Annotated in this window: 13 protein-coding genes; all 13 read left to right on the top strand. The window is 28.2% G+C overall.

Translation table 4 applies throughout. The annotated features are described in order from the left end of the window. The 13 genes from NMG68_RS00420 to nusA all read left to right on the top strand — a co-directional run bounded on the left by NMG68_RS00420 (position 1) and on the right by nusA (position 22,988). Complete coding sequence (locus NMG68_RS00420) at positions 1–1,962, top strand: FtsK/SpoIIIE domain-containing protein (protein WP_255034745.1); 1,962 nt, start codon at positions 1–3, stop codon at positions 1,960–1,962. Further along, positions 1,949–2,278 carry a thioredoxin family protein gene (locus NMG68_RS00425; RefSeq protein ID WP_255034746.1) on the top strand — a complete coding sequence of 110 codons (330 nt, stop codon included), beginning with the start codon at positions 1,949–1,951 and terminating at the stop codon, positions 2,276–2,278. The genes NMG68_RS00420 and NMG68_RS00425 overlap by 14 nt, the downstream gene beginning before the upstream one ends. Before the next feature lie 8 nt (positions 2,279–2,286). Beyond that, the gene (locus NMG68_RS00430; RefSeq protein WP_255034747.1) at positions 2,287–4,902 is read left to right on the top strand and encodes a hypothetical protein; all 2,616 of its coding nucleotides are present in this window, start codon (positions 2,287–2,289) and stop codon (positions 4,900–4,902) included. Beyond that, positions 4,902–7,751 (top strand): excinuclease ABC subunit UvrA, encoded by a 2,850-nt coding sequence (gene uvrA, locus NMG68_RS00435; protein WP_255034748.1) that lies wholly within the window; start codon positions 4,902–4,904, stop codon positions 7,749–7,751. The genes NMG68_RS00430 and uvrA overlap by 1 nt, the downstream gene beginning before the upstream one ends. Before the next feature lie 48 nt (positions 7,752–7,799). After that, on the top strand, positions 7,800–8,678 hold the full coding sequence (gene tsf / locus NMG68_RS00440) for a translation elongation factor Ts (protein ID WP_255034749.1): 879 nt from the start codon (positions 7,800–7,802) through the stop codon (positions 8,676–8,678). 20 nt (positions 8,679–8,698) lie between these two features. Then, on the top strand, positions 8,699–9,409 hold the full coding sequence (gene pyrH, locus NMG68_RS00445; RefSeq protein ID WP_255034750.1) for a UMP kinase: 711 nt from the start codon (positions 8,699–8,701) through the stop codon (positions 9,407–9,409). Positions 9,410–9,418: 9 nt separating this feature from the next. Continuing rightward, positions 9,419–9,970, top strand: coding sequence for a ribosome recycling factor (gene frr, locus NMG68_RS00450; RefSeq protein WP_255034751.1), 552 nt, complete (start codon positions 9,419–9,421; stop codon positions 9,968–9,970). Beyond that, complete coding sequence (locus NMG68_RS00455) at positions 9,970–11,121, top strand: phosphatidate cytidylyltransferase (RefSeq protein WP_272416697.1); 1,152 nt, start codon at positions 9,970–9,972, stop codon at positions 11,119–11,121. Before frr ends, NMG68_RS00455 begins: the two co-directional genes overlap by 1 nt. A 19-nt stretch (positions 11,122–11,140) precedes the next feature. Beyond that, on the top strand, positions 11,141–12,247 hold the full coding sequence (locus tag NMG68_RS00460) for an NAD-dependent epimerase/dehydratase family protein (RefSeq protein ID WP_255034752.1): 1,107 nt from the start codon (positions 11,141–11,143) through the stop codon (positions 12,245–12,247). Positions 12,248–12,250: 3 nt separating this feature from the next. Next, positions 12,251–13,069, top strand: a complete 819-nt coding sequence (locus NMG68_RS00465) for a site-2 protease family protein (RefSeq protein ID WP_255034753.1) — start codon at positions 12,251–12,253, stop codon at positions 13,067–13,069. A gap of 17 nt (positions 13,070–13,086) precedes the next feature. Beyond that, positions 13,087–17,595, top strand: coding sequence for a PolC-type DNA polymerase III (locus NMG68_RS00470; RefSeq protein WP_255034754.1), 4,509 nt, complete (start codon positions 13,087–13,089; stop codon positions 17,593–17,595). A 21-nt stretch (positions 17,596–17,616) separates the two neighbouring features. Next, a complete protein-coding gene (locus NMG68_RS00475; RefSeq protein WP_255034755.1) occupies positions 17,617–21,009 on the top strand; it encodes an AAA domain-containing protein in 3,393 nt (1,130 codons plus the stop codon). Between the two features lie 98 nt (positions 21,010–21,107). After that, positions 21,108–22,988, top strand: coding sequence for a transcription termination factor NusA (nusA, locus tag NMG68_RS00480; RefSeq protein ID WP_255034756.1), 1,881 nt, complete (start codon positions 21,108–21,110; stop codon positions 22,986–22,988). The last annotated feature ends 10 nt before the right edge of the window (positions 22,989–22,998 follow it).

The following is a 22,998-nucleotide window of genomic DNA, read 5'->3' on the forward strand; positions in this document are numbered from 1 at the left end:
ATGAAAGCTAAAGTAACAGAAAAGCTAACTAAACTTAAAACCTGATCAGATTCTAAAAAAAGTCATATTGTTAGAATAACGGTTGCATCGTTTCTAATGATTGTTCTGTTTTTAGTTTTCTTAAGAGCGCCATATTTTGGTGAGTTTATTGATGGCGCAATCTTTGATCTATTGTTTTTCGGAACAGGAAAATACATCGTTTATTTAGTATTTTTTGGTACTTTTATCGCTTTAATGTTTCGCAAAACCAGAATAACACCAATAACATATAGATCTAAAAGACTTTGATTGTTTATTCTATTTGTTGATATCTTTGTGTTAATAATTCTTGGTTTGATTCATGCAGTTTTATATTCAAAAAAAATTGCCGAAATTAACGGATTGGATAAGTATTTTTCTGATTTTTATTTTGCTGAATGATCTAAAACATTAGGGTTAAATGGTGAGTGATTATGAAACAGAAATAATAAAAATCCTTTATTAATATCTGGTGGATTAATCAATACATTGTTTGTTGTAATTAATGTTAGATACCCAATTATTATTTTCATTGGGCTTGCTATAACTTTTCTTGTTATCATTATTTTCTTCATTGGATTCTATTACAACCTAAAAGGCTTTGTCAAAATAAAAAATAAATTAATTAGAAGTTTAGGTGGAGTAATTAACAATGACTTCATACCGATGTATGAAAAATGAAAAACATCTAATTCGATTAATGTAGAAACTCCTGTTAAAGAAACTTTTGTTAAAGAAAAGCAGATCGACGATCTGTATTATGAAAATTCTAATCTAAATGTTAAAGAACTTTCTTTTTCAGAAGCCAATAATACTGTTTATAAAGAAATTAAACCTTTAGAAATTAAACAAGAATCAATCAATGAAAGAAAAGCTAACCAAGCTTTTTTAGATATTATTGTAACCAAGCTAGAGAAGTTATTTAAAGAAAAAAATATTAAAGCTGAATTAGCAGTTAAAAAATGTGGTCCAACTGAAGTTAGTTTAACTTTTGATTTTGCTGATCGAAAACAAATTAAACAGATTAAAAACTTAGATAAAGAATTAGTTGATATTTTTGAAACTAATGTGGTTAGCATTAATCAAAAAGGAAACAGCGTTTGCTTTAGTACTAGAGCATTTAATGAAAGTAAAATATCAATAACTGATGTTATGTTAAAGCAGGATTTTGATAATTCGGAATTAAACTGTGCGATCGGTATTGATGATAACTACAACCCAATTAATTTTGATCTTAAAAAAGAAAAAAATTTATTGATTGTCGGAGGATTAGGTTCAGGTAAATTAGCATGTACTTTTTCGGTCATCACATCTTTATTAGTTAATAAATCACCAAACGATTTACAACTATGTATAGTTGATTCTCCGAATTCAAAATTATCTAAACTAAACAATTTACCACACTTAATAAATTCAACAATTAACTCAGTTGAAGGTAGCAGTCAGTTTTTTGAAAAAATTATGACTGAAGTTAAATTTCGTAATAAGATTTTGGAAGCTAACCAAGTTGAATCAATTGATGAATACAACAAAACAAATCCCGATAAAAAAATTAAAGACATGGTGATTTGTATAAACGATATTAATGATTTCTTAAACCATGATTTTTCATACATTTTTAAAATCATTTCGTATATTTATAAAGTAGCTAATAAGATCAATATTTTCTTAATTTTAGTAACTAATAAAGTTGGTGCTAATTTAGTTGATGAAGAGCTGATCAAATGTTATGGAAAAATTATCAGTCTAAAACTTGATACGCATGAAGAATCAGAACTATTAATCAACAAAAAAGATTTATATAAATTACATAAAAATGGCGATCTTTACATTATTGATCCTAAATCTAAAGAGATGATAACTAGAGGGTTGTCTTGTTTTGTAGAAGATTATTTATTAGAAGATATTAAGAGACATTACTCATCAAATTATGAAAAGCATTAGTTTAAAAGAATTAGAAAACATAATTTCAACAAATAAAAAACCAATTTTTGTTAAATTTACATGGGAAGATTGTGGTGTTTGTAAGATGAACGCACCAATCATTAACAAAGTATGTGAACAAAGACAAGATCAATACGATTGCTATGAAATTGATGTTGATAAAGAACAAATTTGAGCAGAAGATGATCCTGACAATAAATGAGCAATTAAAGTAGTGCCAGTTTATATGGTATTTAAAAACGGCGAGAAAAAATTCGAACACGTAAATTTTATTGCTGAAGATAAACTAAATAGTGAATTAGATAAGCATATATAGGTAATTAAATGGACTTAATGAATGGATTTTTTAGTTTAGAACACGAGCCGGTTTTCTTTGAAATCCATTATCTTTTTTATTACACATGAACCAAAGATGGTTTAAAAAAATTAGAAGAAATTAATCAAATAAAATTTTGTAATTATGACAAAATTCAAATTAAACCATCCCATGCCAATTCGTGATATCAACTCTTTTTAATTCTCAATAAAACAAACAAACCGCTAGTTGGTGAAGTTTATTTAGATAACCAAAAATATTTATCTAACCGATCAGTTTTTTCTAAGAAAAAAGCTAAACTTTTAGTACTTAATGTTAATCAAAAAGATTATGAAGAAATACTAACTAGTAATAAAAATATTATTACTACTTTGTTTTCTAATTTTTACAACGGTTTATTAATTAAAGACATTAAAGAAAAGTTTTTAAATTATTGAAGATCGAAATTTGGTTTTCATAAAAAAGTAATTGCTCAAAGATTGCTAAATACTTTTGATGAAAATAATAATAAATTTCTTGATTTAGAAAAAAGTATAAAGTTATATAATGATCAGTTTTATAATGCTAGAGATATTAATTTAAGTCACTTTAATTTATTGAAAAGAAATTATACCGAATTAGTTGATTCATTAAGGAACTATGATGAGGATTTCAAAGCGATTAATGAAAAAAACCATCAATTGCTAAATTCTAAAAAAACATCTGAAAAGATTTCACAAATATATTTTTTAGATGATCAAATTAAAAATTTAAAGCAACGCATTATTAATTTGAAAATTAATAAAAAATATGGTCCATATTCAGTTGAGCAACTTAATGAAATTAAACGCGTTAAGTTGGAAATAAAAACTTTAAAAAGCAATAAAAGAAAACAACAAAACGATATTAAAAATATCTTAAATAATTACGTCAAAGGTTTAAAAAAACAATGTTCATTTAACCAGTCAAAAATGTTTATTGAATCTAGTTATACAGATAAAATTTACTACTTAATTGAATGGTTTAAAGCTCATGAATTATCTAAAGTAATTAAAAAAATTAAATGAATTAAGCACCTTGATATCAATATTATCAACAACTTTATCAATAATGCCAAAAAAATTATTAATAAAAAGGCAGATAGTATTGAAGACTCAAATAAATTAATTGATTTAGTTCCTAAAAAACAAATTGCTTTTTTATATTCAGACTTAAGATATCGACTTAAAAAAATTGCTAAAATATCACTTCATAAAAGTGATCAAGATATTAATAATTTAATTGTTGAATTGGTTGAAGAAAACAACTTAAATTTTGGTAGATACCTTGATGATTTTTTTCATAAAAATCTATATCTTTGAAGATTAAAACTTAACTTAAAAGAATCGATTAAACTTTATAAATTACAACCTGATTGCAATGACTTCTTTAACCTATTTAACAATAAATTTCAATCAGCAGTTTATTCAAGTAATTGAAGTTCTAAATTTAAGAAAAATGTTTTAAATCCAATCTACAAAATTTCGATTGATAGCTATAAAAAACTTTATCGCTATTATTTAAATTTATCTAATACTTCGCGCGACGATATTCAAGCTACAATTTTTTACATTAACGCTTTTGGTTTTAAATTAACATTAGATTTTATGAAGTCTTACCAAATGAGTCCGTTGGTAAGTTCTTATAGTAATTTAATTAATATTCGTTGGGCTACAAGATTAATTTGAAGTCAAATTAAAAAGTTCATTGACGAGATTGAAATTGAAACAGATAGCTTAACTAATTTCCCTAAGATTAATTTCGATGTTAAGAGTTATAGTCAAACGTTAAAAGAAAAATTCAAACAAGAATATAAAGATTATTTGGATAGTAATAATAAGATTAATTCAGCTATTGCTAACAGATATGAAAACTACATTGTTCAAAATTTTTTAGATATTAAATCTGATTTAGAGTCAAACACTCATATCAAACTAAATTTAGATGAATATAAAAAAGAAATCGAAGAAAAAATCAATTCAATTAAAGAATTAATTAAAGTTAATAAAGTTCGAAAAGAGGAATATAAAAAAGAGTATTTATCGAATAATTTAATTAATGAAAAAAGAGAGAACTTTGATCGTTTTAATAAGTTAAGAAATACGATTAAAACCTTGTATAAAAATGTTCGATTAGTAAACCGTGTTTTATATAAAAAGAAACTTTTAAAAACTAAGAATGCAATTGATATTAAAACGATTAGTTCAAAGTTGAATTATTACTTAGCTATTATTAATCGATGACAATACATTTACAATATATTTATTGATTGAAAACCGACAAAATATCATTCAAAAAAATTGCGTAAAATTCTAACTGAATTATATCTTTACCGTTCTTATAAAGATGTTGGAATTAGCGAAGAAATTAACTATAGTTACCTTTCTTTTTTATCTAGTTCAGACGCAATCACAGTTTATTTATTATCAAAATTTGTAAAATTACCAAGGCTTCTATTTGTTCATAATTTTAAGTTGAATACCAAACATGAGTACAATGTGTTTAAAGGATTATTACTTAAATATCAAAATCAATCGCAAACAGCAATTATTCTAAATGATTCTGATATCCAATTAATGAACGACTTAGGGACTAAAGAGTTCTAATGCAAAAAACTAAGAAAAATACATCTAACTATATAAGCATCGTTGGTGCTAGAGAAAACAATCTAAAAAATATCAACATTGATATCCCCAAAAATCAATTAGTTGTAGTTACTGGTTTATCAGGTAGTGGTAAATCTTCTTTAGCATTCAAAACAATTTATGCTGAAGGTCAAAGAAGATATCTAGAATCATTATCGCCTTATGCAAGACAATTTTTAGGTAACAATGATAAACCAGATGTTGATTCAATTGAAGGATTATCGCCATCAATATCTATTGATCAAAAATCAACCTCTCATAACCCAAGATCAACAGTTGGTACGGTTACTGAAATATATGATTTTTTAAGATTATTATGATCAAGAGTTGGTGATGCTTATTGTGTCAATGGTCACGGTAAAATTAAAACCACAACAATTAAACAAATTATTGACCAAGTTCTAGATTTAGAAGAAAATACTAGACTTCAAATTTTAGCGCCTGTTGTTAAACTGCAAAAAGGTACTTTTAAAAATGAATTCGAAAAATATCACAAGCAAGGTTTTATGCGTGTTTTGGTTGATGGTCAAGTTTATAGTCTTGATGACAAAATAGAATTAGATAAAAACCAAAAACATAATATTAGTATTATTATCGATCGGATTGTTTTAAATAAAGATAACCAAACAAAATTAAGAATAACTGATGCTATTGAAACCGCTCTAAATGTAAGTAATGGTTTAATTCATATCATTACAGATGACAGCAAATATGAATTTTCTTTAAACCATTCTTGCGATCAATGCGGGTTTAATATTCCTGAGTTTGAACCTAGATTATTTTCTTTTAATAGCCCTGTTGGTGCTTGTGATTACTGTAAAGGGTTAGGTTTCACTTTTGAACCTGATGTTGATAAAATTATCCCTGATAAAAATTTATCAATTAACGAAGGTGGTATTGATTATTTCAAGAATACAGTTAATACTTCATCGCAAGATTGACAACGTTTTTCTTCGATAATAAAACACTACGATATCGATCCAGATACACCAATTAAAAATCTAACCAAAAAAGAGATTAATTATTTATTAGAGGGTTCAGACGAACCGATCGAAATCATAATTGAATCTAAAAATGGTGTTAGTTCAAAACTTGATTATGTTGAAGGAATTGCTAAATTAATTCAGAGAAGACATCTAGAAACTAATAGCTCAATGGCTCGTGATTATTATTCAAAATATACATCACAACAAAAGTGCAAAACTTGTGATGGTAAAAAATTATCGCCAGCAGCATTAAGCGTAAAAATAGGTGGTTTAGATATTGTTGAATTTACAGATCTAAACATTAAAAAGGAATTAGATTTTATCTTAGGTTTAGAATTCAATGAAGAAAGAGCTAAGATTGCCAAATTCGTTCTAAAAGAAATTTTAGATCGACTACATTTCTTGATTAATGTTGGTTTAGAATATCTAACATTATCAAGAAATGCTGCAACACTTTCAGGTGGTGAATCTCAAAGAATTAGATTGGCAACTCAAATAGGTTCTAGACTATCTGGAGTTTTGTATGTATTAGATGAACCATCAATCGGTTTACACCAAAAAGATAATGATAAACTAATTGATACTTTAATTTCTATGAAGAATTTAGGTAACAGTTTGATTATTGTTGAACATGATGAAGATACAATGCTAGCTGCTGATTATCTTATTGATATCGGTCCTGGTGCTGGTATTTATGGTGGTAAGATTGTGGCAGCTGGAACAGTTGATGAAGTTAAACAAAATCCTGATTCATTAACTGGTCAATATTTATCTAAAAAACAAACTATAGAAATACCTAAAAAACTTCATTCAGGCAACGGTCAAAAAATTATTATAAAAGGTGCTAGTGCTAATAATCTAAAAAATATTAATGTTGAATTCCCTTTAAATAAGTTTGTTGTGGTTACTGGGGTTTCTGGTAGTGGTAAATCAACTTTAGTTAATCAAACTTTAGTTAACGGAATTGAAAAAGCTTTATTTAATAAGCATGTTGAAGTAGGCAAATATAAATCATTAATTGGTATTAATTCAATTGATAAGATTGTAAAAGTATCTCAAGATCCAATTGGTAGAACTCCTCGTTCAAATCCGGCTACTTATGTCAGTGTGTTTGATGACATTAGAGAAGTGTTTGCTAATGTTATTGAAGCTAAAACTCGAGGTTATACAAAATCAAGATTTTCATTTAATGTTTCTGGTGGACGATGCGATGATTGTCAAGGTGATGGTGTTAAATGTATTGAAATGCATTTTTTACCAAATGTTTATGTTAAATGTACTAGTTGTAATGGTAAGAAATACAATGAAGCAACTCTTGAAATTAAATATAAAAACAAATCAATTTACGATGTTTTAGAAATGTCTTGTGAAGAAGCTTTGGAATTCTTTAAATCGACTCCATCAATTTATCGTAAGCTGCAATTGATGTGTGATGTTGGTCTTGGATATTTAAAATTATCAACAAATGCCACAGAATTATCAGGTGGCGAAGCGCAAAGAATTAAATTAGCTAAGCATCTCCAAAGAAAAGCAACTGGCAAAACAATTTATGTATTAGATGAACCGACAACCGGTCTTCATTCTCACGACATTAAAAAATTATTAATCGTTTTAAATCGTTTGGTTGAAAATGGTGATTCAGTGATTGTTATTGAACATAACTTAGATTTAATTAAGGTAGCTGATCATGTGATTGATCTAGGGCCTAATGGCGGGGATGAAGGCGGTTATGTTGTATGTACAGGTACGCCGCAAGAGTTAGTGGACAAATATACTGATTCATCTTATACAGCTAAATATTTAGCTAAAATTATGAAAAATTAACAGATAGTTCATTTTTATTAAAATGTTATAATATGTACTAGTGAAATTATGGCATCAATTACAGAATTAATTAAACAATTAAGAGCTAGCACTCAAGCTGGTTTTATGGATTGCAAAAAAGCTCTAGAAGCTACTAATAATGATATCGATCAAGCAATCAAATGATTAAGAGAAAACGGAATTGCTAAAGCAGCTAAAAAGGTTGATAATGTTGCATCTGAAGGTGTAATTAAATTAAAATTAGCTGATCAAAAAGCAACTGTTTTAGAAATCAATTCGCAAACCGACTTCGTTACTAAAAATGATCAATTTATCGCATTTTCTAATGAATTAATTGATTTAATTCACGAAACAGGAATAACAGATGTTGCTGAAATTGAAAAATTAAAATTAGCAAGTGGTTCAACTGTTGCTGAAACTCAAATTCATTTAACAGCTATTATTGGTGAAAAGATTTCTTTAAGAAGAGTTCAAATCATCAAAGAACAATCTAACAGTTCATTGGGTATCTACTTACACTCAAACAATCGCATTGGTGTAATTATTGAAACTTCTAAAACTGATGATAAAGAATTCTTAAAACATGTAGCTATGCATATTGCCGCATCTAATCCAAAATTCCTTTCTAAAGATGATGTAGCTGCTGATTTCATCGAAAAAGAAAAAGAAATCGCTAAATCACAAGCTTTAGCAGAAGGTAAACCAGCTAACTTCATAGAAAAAATTGTTGAAGGTAGAATTCAAAAAATCCTTGAAGAAGTTTGTTTAGTAAACCAAAAATTCTTAATCAACCAAGAACAAACTGTTTTAGAAGCTGCAAAAGCTAAAAATATTCAATTATTAAGCTTTGTTAGATTTGAAGTTGGTGAAGGTATCGAAAAAGCTGCTAGCAACTTCGCGGACGAAGTTAAAGCTCAAATGAAATAAGATTGAGGTTTAAAGAGACGATGAAAAAGCCAAACATAATTATTAAAATTAGTGGAGCTTCGCTTCAAGATAAAAACAGCAGTGATTGTTACTCTTATGACAAGATTAATAGTTTGGCTAACCAATTAAAAACTTTATCATCAAAATACAATATTGGATTGATTGTAGGTGGTGGTAATATCTTTCGTGGAAAATTAGCGAAGGATTTTGGTGTTGAAATAAACAAGGCTGATTATATCGGTATGTTGGCTACTGTTATTAATTCATCGCTTTTAGAATCTAAATTACAATCATTAGGTTTAAAAACAAAAGTTTTATCAGCTTTAGAAGTTAAAGGTTTAACTCAAGAAATAAACCCAAAAAGCTTATCTGAGATATTTAACGATTGTGAAATCGCCTTCTTCTCAGGTGGAACAGGTAACTCGCATTTCACAACTGATACCGCAACTGTATTAAGAGCAATTCAAATTAATGCAGATATGGTGCTGATTGGCAAGGATGGTGTTGATGGGGTTTATACTGCTGATCCTAAGATTGACAAGAACGCAACATTTATTGAGAAAATATCTTATAAAGATGCGTTAGCTAAAGAATTAAGAATCATGGACCTAACTGCTTTTAGTTTGGCTATGGATCATAATTTAAAATTATTAATCTTTAATATCGAAGCTGATCAATCGATTATTAAAACAATTGATAATAAAAACAAACACACAACAATTACAAACTAACTTTTAAACATGGAATTTAAAATTTATTCTGATTTTTTTGAAAAAGAAGCTGATGCTAAAATTTCTTGACTAGAAAGTGAATTATCAAAAATTCGTTCAGGAAGAGCTAACCTTAAAATTCTTGATGATGTTAAAGCTGAATATTATGGCGAATTAACACCATTAATTGAAATGGCTAACTTATCAATTCCTGAACCAAGAGAAATTTTAATTAAACCATACGAAAAATCTCAAGTAAATCCAATTCAATCTGCTTTATTAAAAGCTAATTTAAACTTAACTCCGGTTGTTGATGGTGATAAGATTCGCATTAAATTACCTCAACTAACTGAAGAGAATAGAAAAGAAAACGTTAAAAAAGCTAAAGCGATTGGTGAAAAAGCGAAACAAGAAGTTAGATTTGTTCGTAGAGATACGCTTAATAAACTTAAATCAGACAAGATAGCTGATAAAGATTTGAACAAGTTTTTCGAGGGTGAAATCGAAAAGATTACCAAGAAATATATTGATCAAATTGATGCAATTTTAACTAAAAAAGAAAAAGATTTACTAAGCCTATAATGAATGTAGGAATTCAAGAAACTAAAAACCGAACAACAAACAAGAACAGTAGAATAATGATTGCTATTGTTATTGTTTGTTTTTATATTTTATTGATGCTTTTTAGCGCTTTAGCTGATTATAATAACGATTGATCTCCATTTTATCCTGTTATACAAAATGGCGTCCTGGTTGATAGTCTTAAAAATGCATTGATAAGAACAACATTTAGTGTTTTTAGTACTTTAATTATTTTCCTTGCTTTCTTTTTGGGAATTAAAGAAATTGGCGATGTTTTTTACAGGACTAATAAGAAAATTATTTATTGGTTTATCGGTGTAAATTCAGTATTTTATTTAGTTATTACATTTACAAACATAGCGATTACACAATTTCATAACATCTATCAAGATCTTGATAATATACCAAGTAAGATTCATGTATCTTTAGAATGACTTAATAATTACCGCGGATCGGTTGATTTTAGTTTCTTAGGATTAATGGGGTTGATGGTAATAACCCACTTTGTATTAATCTTATACTTGTTAAAAAAAGTTAATCGCTTCAACAAAAAAGACATAATAAACGCATTTGGATTATGAATCTTTTTCTCTTGTGGAATTTATGGAATTACCTATACAGTATTAAATAATGGTTGAACTACATTCTTATACTTACTATTATTAGTAAGTATGAACGACTCTTTTGCTTATGCATTTGGTAAAAGATTTGGTAAAACCAAAATGGTTCCCAACATAAGTCCTAATAAAACTTGAGGTGGAGCAATTTATGGATTAATTACAACATTATTAATAATGTTGTTTGTTACAGTGCTATATAATATTCCGATATTTATAAAAAATGCAGCTGAATCACAAACTACACTTGATAAAGTTGATCCAAATAATTTAATAGCTAACATTTATTATTTAACAACTTACTGACAAAGCCAAAGATTTGTTTGATTCTGATGATTCTTTGTAGCTTTAATGATTTTCTTTTTATCAATTGTTTCAATTCTTGGTGATTTATATTTTTCTTATGTGAAAAGACAATACCAAATAAAGGATTATTCAACAATACTAAAAGGTCATGGTGGCATCTTAGATCGTTTTGATAGTGTTTGTTTTGTGTTTATTGCTTTCATGATTTTTAGAATATTTGTAAGTTAATTAATATAAATATAATCATATGAAAGTATTAGTACTTGGAGCTACAGGTTCAATTGGAAAACAAGCAATTGATGTTATTTGTCGATTGAATTATGAGCTTGTTGGTTTTTCTTATTATAAAAACCATTCTGAAGCAAAAAATATTATTAATCAATTAAATCCAGGCTATGTTTTATGTCATAGTGATAATAAACATAACAAAAACATAAAAAGTGACTTAATTGAATTAATTGATAAATCTAAACCAAAAGTTGTTATTAACGCAATTAATGGTTCGGCGGGAATTGAAGCTTCATTAATTACTCTTAGCAAGAAAAAAGATTTATTACTAGCAAATAAAGAATCTTTAATAATCGCTGGTAAACAATTAAACTTAATCAAAAAGAACGCTAAAACTAATATTTTTCCAATTGATTCTGAACATACTTCGTTGTACGATTTAATTAAAAATACAAATAAAAAACAGATCAAAGAATTGATTATTACTGCATCTGGTTCAAGGTATTTTAATTTACCTAAATCTGAGTTAAAAAAGATTACATATCAAGATGCAATCAATCATCCAAATTGAAATATGGGTGAAGAAATTTCGATAAATTCAGCTACTTTTATCAATAAAGTTTATGAAATTGTTGAAGCGTATCATTTGTTTCAAATCGCTAAAATTACTCCAGTAGTAGAAAAAACATCGACAATCCATGCGGGAGTTATTTATCAAGATAATTCGATTCATTTACACGCTAGTACAAATGATATGCGTTGATCAATTCAATCAGCACTAACTCAATTTAACAATAAAAATAATATTGTAAGAGAGTTAGATATTTATCAAAAACAGATTAAATTTGAAAAAATTGATTTTGAACAATATCCTGTATTTAAAATTGCTTATGATATATTAAAAAATCCAAGCACTACAAGAGGTGCTGTTTTAGTTTGTATCAATGAATTCGCTTTAAACTTATTTAGAAACAACAAAATCAATTTTTTACAAATATCTGAATTGATTATCGATTTTTATTGAAACTACAAACATAAAAAAATTGATGATATTTGGCAAATAAACGATTTAATATTTAAAATTAAAGAAGAGATATCAACTAAATACTCCCATTTAAGCAAATAAAAGATGATTTCATATTACGCAAATTTAGCTCTGCTAATTCTTATACTAATATTTTCGATCATAGTGACTTTAACAATTCACGAACTAGGGCACTATGTTTTTGCTAAAATATTTAAAGTGCATATTAAAGAATTCTCAATCGGCATAGGTCCTGTATTATTTTCTTTTTATCTTCGTAAAAAGAAGATGATTTTTAGTTTTCGAATGATTTTAGCTGGAGCTTTTGTCATGCTTGAAAGCGATAAACTTAAACAAGCCTATATTGATGATCCAAATGCTAGGAATTACAACTTTTATTTAATGCCTAGACCTAAAGGTACTTATTCATTAGAAAAAGTTGCTTATTGAAAACAAATATTAATAATGGTTGGTGGAATTATCTTTAATTTTTTTGCCTTTGGTTTTTTCTTAGCGATATTTGAAACAATATTTAAAGGTCAGAGTTTAGCGATAGCAAAATTCTTTAAAGATATTTTTATTAATATTGGTAAAGGATTTGTTTTATATGAAGCATGAAAACCTGGATTAAACACAGGAGGCGGATCTATGGGTGGCGCTGGTGATGTTATTAAATTCTCATCAAGAACAGCATCATACCAAGAATTATTAACAACATTGATTTCGATCAATGGAGCTACTGCTGTATTCAACTTTATACCAATCGCGCCATTAGATGGATCAAAGATTCTTCAATATACTTATCAAAGAATTGCTAAAAAAGAAATGAATGAAAAAGTATGAACTTGAACAACAATGATTGGTGTTGTTTTAGTTATCTGAGTTTCGCTGGGAAGTATAATTAATTTAATAATAGTCGGATAGAGAAGGGGATAAATAAAATGAATAAAACCGAAAGCAAAGTTCATGATATTCATTTCACTATTAATTGACTTAATAAATTCTTTTCTGTATCTGAGCAACTACTTAATTATTTAAGACTAAACGCAGAAGAATCAATTCACACTCTTTCTAAGTCTAAAAGGACCATAGAATTGGTCTTTTTTTTAAAAAAACCATTAACACCAGAATTATACGAAGAAGCAGTTCGCTTAACAAACTTATACACAAATACCAATAATGAATATTATCTATTCATTAACTTTGCTATTAAACAATCATTATGAACTCCTGAATTAATACAAAACTGTATTCAGGATATATGTCGTTATAAAAACAAGCCTGCTTTTTTCTTGGAAAAAATCGAATGTATTGATGATAGGACGCATGAAATTGTCTTTGCTAATCAAAACATGAAAGCAATGTTTGATGAATCAAATAATGAGATAGTAGATTACCTTGATAAATTAGGTTTTCATGATATTAAACTAACATCTCGTTTTGATCTTGAATTAGCTAATAAAAAACAACTAAAAGAAAAACAAAAAGAATTAGTGATGACGCAAGCAAGAAAAATTACTAGCAAAGAAAAACCAAAATACCCAAGTCTAGAAGAATGTATTGAATACAATAAAATTCCTGACAGTTCTGAGATTACACCAATAATAGAATTTGATCAAAATGAACCAACTTCATTAACAACATTATGAGCTAAAATTTATCAGATTAATTATGTCGAAAATCCAAATTTTAGAAGAATTAAAATCGGACTAGCTGATAGAGATAGTGCGATTTTAATTTTTGATTCTTTATGAAATGCTAATTATTTATCTAGCGATTATATTAATCAATTTAAAGTTGGTGATTGAGTAAAAATTCAAGTAAGAGTTCGAAGTTCTCGCGATCAAAAATTATATACATATATTGAACGTTTAGAAAAAGCTGATGTACCTGAATGATTAAAACCAACGCCAGAAGATTATACTGACCGTCATGAATTTTTCTTTCACACTAAAATGAGTGCTCATGACGGACTTAACGATGTTAATGATTTGAAAAAATTCTGCGAAGAAAATCAAATTAAAGACATCGCAATTACTGATACTGGTGTAGTACAATCCTTCCCTGATTTAGTGTCATGAAAAACTAAATTAAGCCCTGAAATCAAAGTTCATTATGGATTGGAAATTGATGTCTTTGACGATACGGAATTTATTGTAAAAAACAACAAAGATCTTAATCTTGAAGATCTTACTTTTGTTGTTTATGATATTGAAACAACTGGTTTAAATGCTTATTATGAGCAAATTATTGAAATCGGTGCAACAAGAATTAAAACATCGCTTAACAAAACAAATAATCAACTAGAATTTACTGTCCTAGATAAGTTTGAAAAATTCATTAAAAATGAAAAACCGTTATCAGAATTAACTACAAACTTGACTAAGATAAAAGATAGCGATCTAGCTGATGCTGAAGATGAAAAAACTGTTCTTAACCAGTTCATGAATTTCATCCAAAAAAACGATGTTTTAGTTGCTCACAACGGTATTGATTTCGACTTTATTTGAGTTAATACTAAACTTGATAAATACAATTTAGGCAAGCTTGATAACCCAATGCTTGATACCCTAAGATTAGCATATCAACTATACCGTTATCAAAGATATAGTCTAGAAAACTTATCAAAAAAACTAGATGTCGAATATGACAAGGAAGCAGCTCACAGAGCTAATTACGATACCGAAGTTTTATCTAAATGTTTGATAGCTATGCTTAGTAATGTTTATGCTAAGAATTGAAGATCATTATTAGATTTAAACGATAAACAAAAATTAGTTAATGATATTGCTAATTTAAAAGTTAACAAAAAAACAGATTCAAACGATCAAGAAGAATCTAATTCTTTATTAAATGAAAATTTATTTAATCGTATTCGGGCTAGAAAAGCATTATTATATGCAAAGAACCAAAAAGGTTTGAAAGCATTATATAAACTTGTTAGTTTAGCATCAACAGATCAATTTTATGGAACCCCTAAATTATTTTGATCTGATATTAAAAAATACGAAGACGATATTTTGGTTTCATCTCATCCGCTTAATGGTCACATTGTGCATGCTGCTAAATATGACACAGAAGAAAATCTTGTAAAAATCATTAAAAATCATAATTTTGTTCAGATTCCCTTACCTTCTTTATTTAGAAAAGAAATTTCAAAAGGTAATATTGAACAAGAACATGTTTATGATCTTATTAATAGAATTATTAAGATCTGCGAACAAGAAAACATCTTATATACATTTAGTTCTTTAGCGCATTATTTAAGAAAAGAACAGAAGAAATTTTATGACTGCTTAATTACCACAGAGATGGCTGGTAAAAGATTGCACCATTTCTATGATCGTGAACTAGAAGATAAAAATAGAAGAGAACTAATTACACCATACTTACATATACGTAAGAAAATGGAAGTTTATAATGATTTTAACTTCATCAAAGAACCAAATATTTTAGCTAAACTGATTCATCAAAATGGAGCGAAAATCTCGCAATTATTTGATGACGATAAATTATTGCCATACCCTCAAAAATTACATCCACCAAAGATTGAAGGATCTGATGAAAAACTACAAAAATTAGTATGGGATAAAGCTGATGAATTATTTGGTCAACAAATTGATCCAATCATTAAATCGAGAATTGAATATGAATTAAATGCAATTATTGGTAATGGTTATGGAATTGTTTATTGATTAGCACATTTACTAGTTAAAAAATCTAACGATGATGGTTATATTGTTGGTTCGAGAGGTTCAGTAGGATCATCAATTGTAGCGTTATTAGCTGGTATCTCAGAAGTTAATCCATTAGAACCATATTATTATTGCAAAAAGTGTAAAAAAACCGAGTTTATTAATGATATTGATGACGGATATGATCTTGTTAATAAACCTTGTATTAATCCTTCTTGCGATGGGGAAATGAAAGGTGAAGGGCACAATATTCCGTTTGCCTCGTTTATGGGGTTCAATGGAGAAAAGATTCCTGATATTGATTTAAACTTTTCAAGTCTTTACCAATTAAAAGCTCATGATTATGTTAAGGAAATGTTTGGTGAATCGCACACAGCTAGAAGCGGTACGATTTCAACCATGCAAGAAAAAACTGCACGTAAATTCGTGTACGATTATTTCGAAAAACTAAATCGACCTGAAGATATCGATCGTTTAACTGATTGGTATGCTAGCGAAATAACTGAAATCAAAAGAACAACAGGACAACACCCTGGAGGTATTTTAGTTTTTCCTAAGGATATGGAAATTGAAGATTTTTGTCCAATTAACTATCCTGCAGATGATAAAAGTTCTAATTGAAAAACTTCTCACTTTAAATATGAATACCTTCATGATACTTTATTAAAACTAGATATTTTATCTCAAGAAGACCCGACAATTCTTAAGTTTTTATATGATGTAACTAATGTTAAAGCAGAAGACATTCCTAATAATGATAAAGATGTTTTATCATTATTTAATTTAGAACACTGTTTAGATTTTAGTGGTAACGACATTTTAGCGAATGCGACAGGTGCTTTAGGTATTCCGGAGTTTGGTACTAAAATTACAAGAGACATTTTAAAGATAGCTAAACCAGCTTCTTTTGCTGATTTAATTAGAGTTTCTGGTTTAAGTCACGGAACAGATGTTTGAGCTGGCAATGCTGCTGATCTAATTCTTGAAAAGAACTATAAGCTTAATGAAGTTATTGCTTGTCGTGATGATATTATGACTTATTTAAGTTCGATTGGTATCGATAAAAAAATCGCATTTAGCATTATGGAAGATGTGCGTAAGGGTAAGAAGTTAAAACCTCAATACGAAGAAATCATGCGAGAATTTAAGGTATCTGAAGACTACATTGATTCTTGTAATAAAATTAAGTATATGTTCCCTAAAGCCCATGCAACAGCTTATGTTTTAATGGCGTGAAAAATTGCGTGATTTAAACTTCATCATCCTTTAGTGTTTTATGCTGCAATCTTTTCATTTAAAATCAAAGAACATGATATTCTTCCTTGTGTTACTGGTGGCATTAATGAAGTTATGCGCTTGCATAAAGATATATCAACACGAATTGAAAAATCACGACGAAATAATACTAATGCCGCTTTCAAAGTTACCGAAAAAGAAAAAGATCTTTTATCAACTTATGAAGTGTATATTGAAATGTTGCAACGTAATATTAAATTAGAACAAGTAAGTTTAGAACATTCAGATGCATTAAATTTTGTCGTTAAAAATAACAAAATTTATCCACCATTTAATGTAATACCAGGACTAGGTGAAGAAATTGCTAAACTGATTGTTAAAAGTCGTAACGAAAGCGCTTTTAAATCTCAAGCAGATTTAAAAACAAGATGTAAATTATCAAAAAAAATCTGGGATTATTTCACTGAGTACAAAGTATTTGGCGACTTGAAGCCGGATGAAAAAATTCGGTTATACTAAAATATATAATAATAAAAATTTATGGCTTCTGATTGAACTTGATTAAAGAATCGACTTATTAACGATAAAACTAAATCAAAGAGCTTTTGAATTGGTTCTACTAGTAGTTCTATAATGGATATTGCAGAATTACTAAAGGCTACTTCTAATATCTTTGATCTCTCAATAAAAGGGATCATTACATATCTTAATAGCAACGATCATTTAGAATTAGATTTAAAAAAACTAAAAGAATTATCTGATGAAGATGCGATGCGACTTTTTGAATTTGATAATTCTAGAGAATTGTATAAGTACTATACAAATGAATTTAGTAAGTTGCATAAAAAAATTAAGAAACAACAAAGAGAAACAGGTGATGCTTCCTTATTTATTGGGTTGCCAATTATTGAAGGTTGTAACCAATGAGGTGATAGCTATAAAGCGCCGTTATTATACGCAGAAGTTGAATTAAAACAAGTTAATCAGTATCAAAAAATTATCTTATCAATCAATAGGTCAGAATTCTTAATTAACACAACAATACTTGCTGTTGAAACAAATAAGCGGGGGATCTTGTTTGAAAACAATTATGATCAATCGAAATTAGATGTTGATCAAGCAATTGAGATCTTTAGATCCTTAGATATTGGATTTAAAAAAATGCCAACGAACGAACTTTATCGTTTTCAAAATATAACTAAAAAAGAGTTCGTTCAAAAATGAAGTGAAAATGGCGCTGTAAACAATATTTTAAATAATGTTGTTTTAGGTGTTTTTGACGTAAAAGGCGATAAATTATTAAAAGATTTTACAGAAATATTGGTTAATGATCCAGGTGCTATTGATGAAACTTTTAATAATAAAAAAGACCTTTTATTTAACCACGAAAAGTTTGCTAATGAATATTCATTAAGTGATATTTATTTAGTATCGCATTTAGATTTTTATCAACAATTAGCTGTTAAACATGCTCTTGAAGGTGATGTTGTTATCGAAGGTCCTCCTGGTACAGGGAAGTCTGAGACGATCCTGAATATTTTAATTAATATTGCTCTTAGAAATAAAACTGCATTGTTTGTTACAGAAAAAGCGACAGCAATGGAAGTTGTATATAACCGTTTAGGAAAGTTTAAAAACCTGGCATTATACATCCCAAATTTAAACAAAGAAGCAGGTAAATTTTATAGTCAGTTTTCTAATTACGAAAAATACTTTGTGGAAAACTATTATGATAATGTTTTAAACACACCACCTGCAAAGTTCGATAAAAACTACTTAAAACAGTATTATGAAATGTCGAACATAATCCAAAAAATATATAACTACGAAATCAGCTCAGGTGATTATAGTTATTCTTTCTTGAGTTTGATTTTAGGTTTTGAACCATTGGATGTTGAACATATTAAAATCGATGATTTTGTTCGATTTAATGATTGAGTGAGAACTTATACAAGCGAAGAGTGAATGGAAAAACATCGCGAGTATATTGCTTTATATAACGAAATTGATACCAAATGAAAAGCTAGTACTTTTTCTACATTTCTTAAGATTTATCAAAATGATCCAGATGACATCAGAACACTGATGTATGCTATTCATCTATATGCTAAAAAAGGAATTGTTAAAGAACATTACCGTGTTCCTTTTTTATTCAAACCATATGAAAAACTGATTGAATCTTGCAAGTTGGTAACTCAACAGATTAATAGGTTTATTGAATTAGAACCATATAAATCTGAAACAACTAAAAGAACTATTCTAAAGAATATTGAAATTAATATTAAGAAACGTCAAAAAGAATATTTTAATTCTTGATATGTGCAAAATCATTCAGGCGTTTTTTTAAGTAAATTAAATTGAGCACAAAATGCTTTAGATGGTCTTCAAGAAAACTATACCTCTGATGTTGATGTTTATATTCAATCGTGTAAACGTAATCTTAAAGCTAAGATTATTAAAAACTTTTATGATCTTTACAAAGAAGATAAGAAGACATTGTTAGAAATTTGTCGTCAAGGACGTAATAAGATTTTTAAGAATATAAATTGATGATTCAATCTTAACCGTGAAAACATTATGCGGATGTTTAAAATTCACATAATGTCATTTGAAACAGCATCAATTTTACTTGAAAACCGCAAGGACTTGTATGATTATGTAATAGTTGATGAAGCTAGCCAAGTGTTTTTAGAAAGAGCATTACCATCGCTTTATCGTGCTAAGAATTATATTATTGCAGGTGATACCAAGCAATTACAACCAAGTAGTTTCTTCTCATCTCGTTCAGAATATGATGAAGTAGCACTTGATCATATTCCTGATGAAGAGTTAATTGAAGTTGAAGAATCAGTTAATGCAATCAGTTTAATTCATTTCTTGAAAGAAAGAAGCAGAATTAATGTGATGTTAAAGTATCACTACCGTTCGAATTTTGGTGATTTAATCGCTTTTACTAATGATCATATCTATGATAGTGAATTGATCTTTATGAACAAAGCGATCAAACAAAAGAATTCTTTTATCGTTCATGATGTTATTAATGGTAAATGAAAAGATCGTAAGAACGTTGCTGAGGCTCAAGAAATCGTATCACGCGTTCAACGTTTAACTAAAACTGAAGATTACAAAAAAACTTTAGGTATCGTTGCTTTTAATAAAAATCAAGCAACCCTTATTGAGTTAATGCTTGATAAATTGAATGATCCATTAATCAATGAATGAAGAGAACGTACGAATGATAATGGTGAATACACCGGATTATTTGTTAAGTCGGTTGAAAACGTTCAAGGGGATGAACGTGATATTATCATCTTCTCAATTGCTTATGACAAATCAGTAGTTAGTTATGGACCGATTAGTAGCACCACAAATGGAATTAATCGATTAAATGTAGCAATCACCAGAGCCAAAGATCGCATTGAAATATTCAAGTCATCTAAAGCTAGCGAATATAATGGTTGAGGTTCGTCTTCACCAGGTTCTAGATTATTCGTAGAATATCTAGATTATTGCGAAAAGACCGCTAAAAACGATAACTTGCCAACATTTGATCGACAAACAATCGAGATTGAAGATAAACTAAAACAAAAGCCTGATATTTTTGAAGAAGTTAAACAAACTCTTGAAAAAATGTTTGGTCAATATTTCACAGTTAAGAGAAATGTTGATAACGGATCATACAACTTTGATTTCGTTATTTATTATGATGATATTCCGATACTAGTAATTGATTTAGATATCAAAGAATTCAAAGGAATGGCTGATTTTAGCGAAAACTTTGTTTATCGCAAAATCTTCTTAAAAAATCGTGGATGAGAACACTACACAATCTGATCTACCGAATGAAAACTTAATATGAAAAAAATCTTATTAGAGATTAAAGATATTCTCGATAAAGGAACTAGATCAATTCGAAAAGAAAATGAAAATTAATAATTATCTTTTAAGATAAAATTATTTTCTTGTATAATTAAAATAAGAATTATGAATAGCGACAACCCGAGGTTGTCGCTTCTTTTTTAAATTAATTCATGAGTGTTGATAATAAAAGTTTCTTAGAAGCAATCGAGACGGTTGCTCTATCTAAAAATATTTCTAAACAAGAAATAAGTTCAATTTTAAAAGATGCAATTATTAGAGCTTGCGCTAAAGAAGATCCAGATCAAAGAATTGATGTAATGATTGATTTTGATTCTGGTTTATTAAAGATTTTTAAACTATATAAAGTAGTTGAAAATTCTATTAGCGAAGAAGAATTTGATGAAATTAACGAAATTCATTTAAGTGACGCTTTAAAAACTAACCCAACAATTCAGGTTGGCGATGATTTTTTAAGATCGCTTAGCATTAGTGATTTATCAAGAGTAGTAGCTACTAATATTTCGCAATATTTCCGTCAAAAGTTATCAGAATTAGTTAACAAACAAGCTGTATCTGAATGAACTCCTAAACTTAATAAAATTGTTCGTGGAACTGTTGAAAGAGATGAAAACAACCAAAACATTTTATTAGTTAATTTAGGTGGTATTTATGCTTATTATTACAAAAAAGATTGAGTTCCTAACGAAGAGTTAAAACCAGATGTTGAATATGATTTTGTATTAACTCAAATCAAAGAACAATCTAAGAGTTGACCACTTGTAGTATCACGTTCAGACGCTAAATATGTACAACATATACTAACTGAAAACATTCCTGAGATTAAAGAAGGAATTGTTGAAATTAAAGCGATTCAAAGAGTAGCTGGACAAAAAACTAAAGTTGCAGTTTCATCAAATAATCCTGATATTGATCCTGTTACATTAATTTTAGGTGATGGCGGGATGCGAATTAAAACAATTGCAGCAAACCTAATTGAACACTCAGCTGGAGTTAAGTTTAGTAATGAAGTTATTGATATCTTCCACTGAAATGATGATGTATTTAAATTAATTGCTAATGCTTGTTATCCAGTTGATATCATCGGGATCGATGTTTTAGAAGATTCTGAAAGAGATAAAAGTGTTGATATTATTGTAGAAGATCAATATTTACCTTACTTAATTGGTAGAGCTGGTATCAATGTTAGATTATTATCTTACATAACTGGTTGATCAATTGATTTTAAAGCTCACTCAGTTGCTATCGAAGATGGTATTAACATCGTTCCATTAAACTATTCGCCAATTAATAATTCAGTATTAGCTGACCAATTTAAATTCAACAACAGAAGATCAAGAATTGCATCAAAACAACCATTCAAGAAAGTTGAAAAAATTCAAACTCCATTGGTTGCTTACTCAACAGCAGTTGAATCAGATGCCGATATTAAAGTTGATATTGATAGTATTTACACTGAACCACAAGAACAACGTTATGAAATGATTGACGTTAGTAAATATCAACCAAAACCAATTTCAGACGAAGTATTAGATGAGAACTTGCCTATTGAAAGCTTCGATGAAATTAAACAATTCGAAGAATTTGATCCTTCAGTTATTGAACAAGAAAATAACGAAGAATTAATCAACGAAGAAGAGAATCAAGTTGATGTTGTTCAAGAACAACCTATTAAAAAACAATCTGATGATATTTCAGAACAACTTGCAAATATAGATTTAGATCAATTATTAGAAGAACCTAATAATACTCAACAAGAACAAAAAGAAACTAAAGCTTCTAAGAAGTCTAAAAAACAAAAAGAAGAGATTCAAGAATCTGTTGAGTTTGTTGCTGTTGATGAATCAGCATATGATAACGTGAAAAATGACAATACATCAATTACCGAATTAATTCGCGAAATCGATGTAACAGCAACACCAAAAAAAGAAATCAAAAAAGTTCTCCTTGTAGATGATAAAAAAGAAAAAGACAAGGATAAGAAAAAGAAGAAGAGCCAACGTCAAAGCTTGGACAGCTTCGATGATCTATAATATTTAGCAC

The sequence above is a fragment of the Mycoplasma bradburyae genome (assembly GCF_024338845.1).
Classification (GTDB): domain Bacteria; phylum Bacillota_I; class Bacilli_A; order Mycoplasmatales; family Mycoplasmoidaceae; genus Mycoplasmoides; species Mycoplasmoides bradburyae.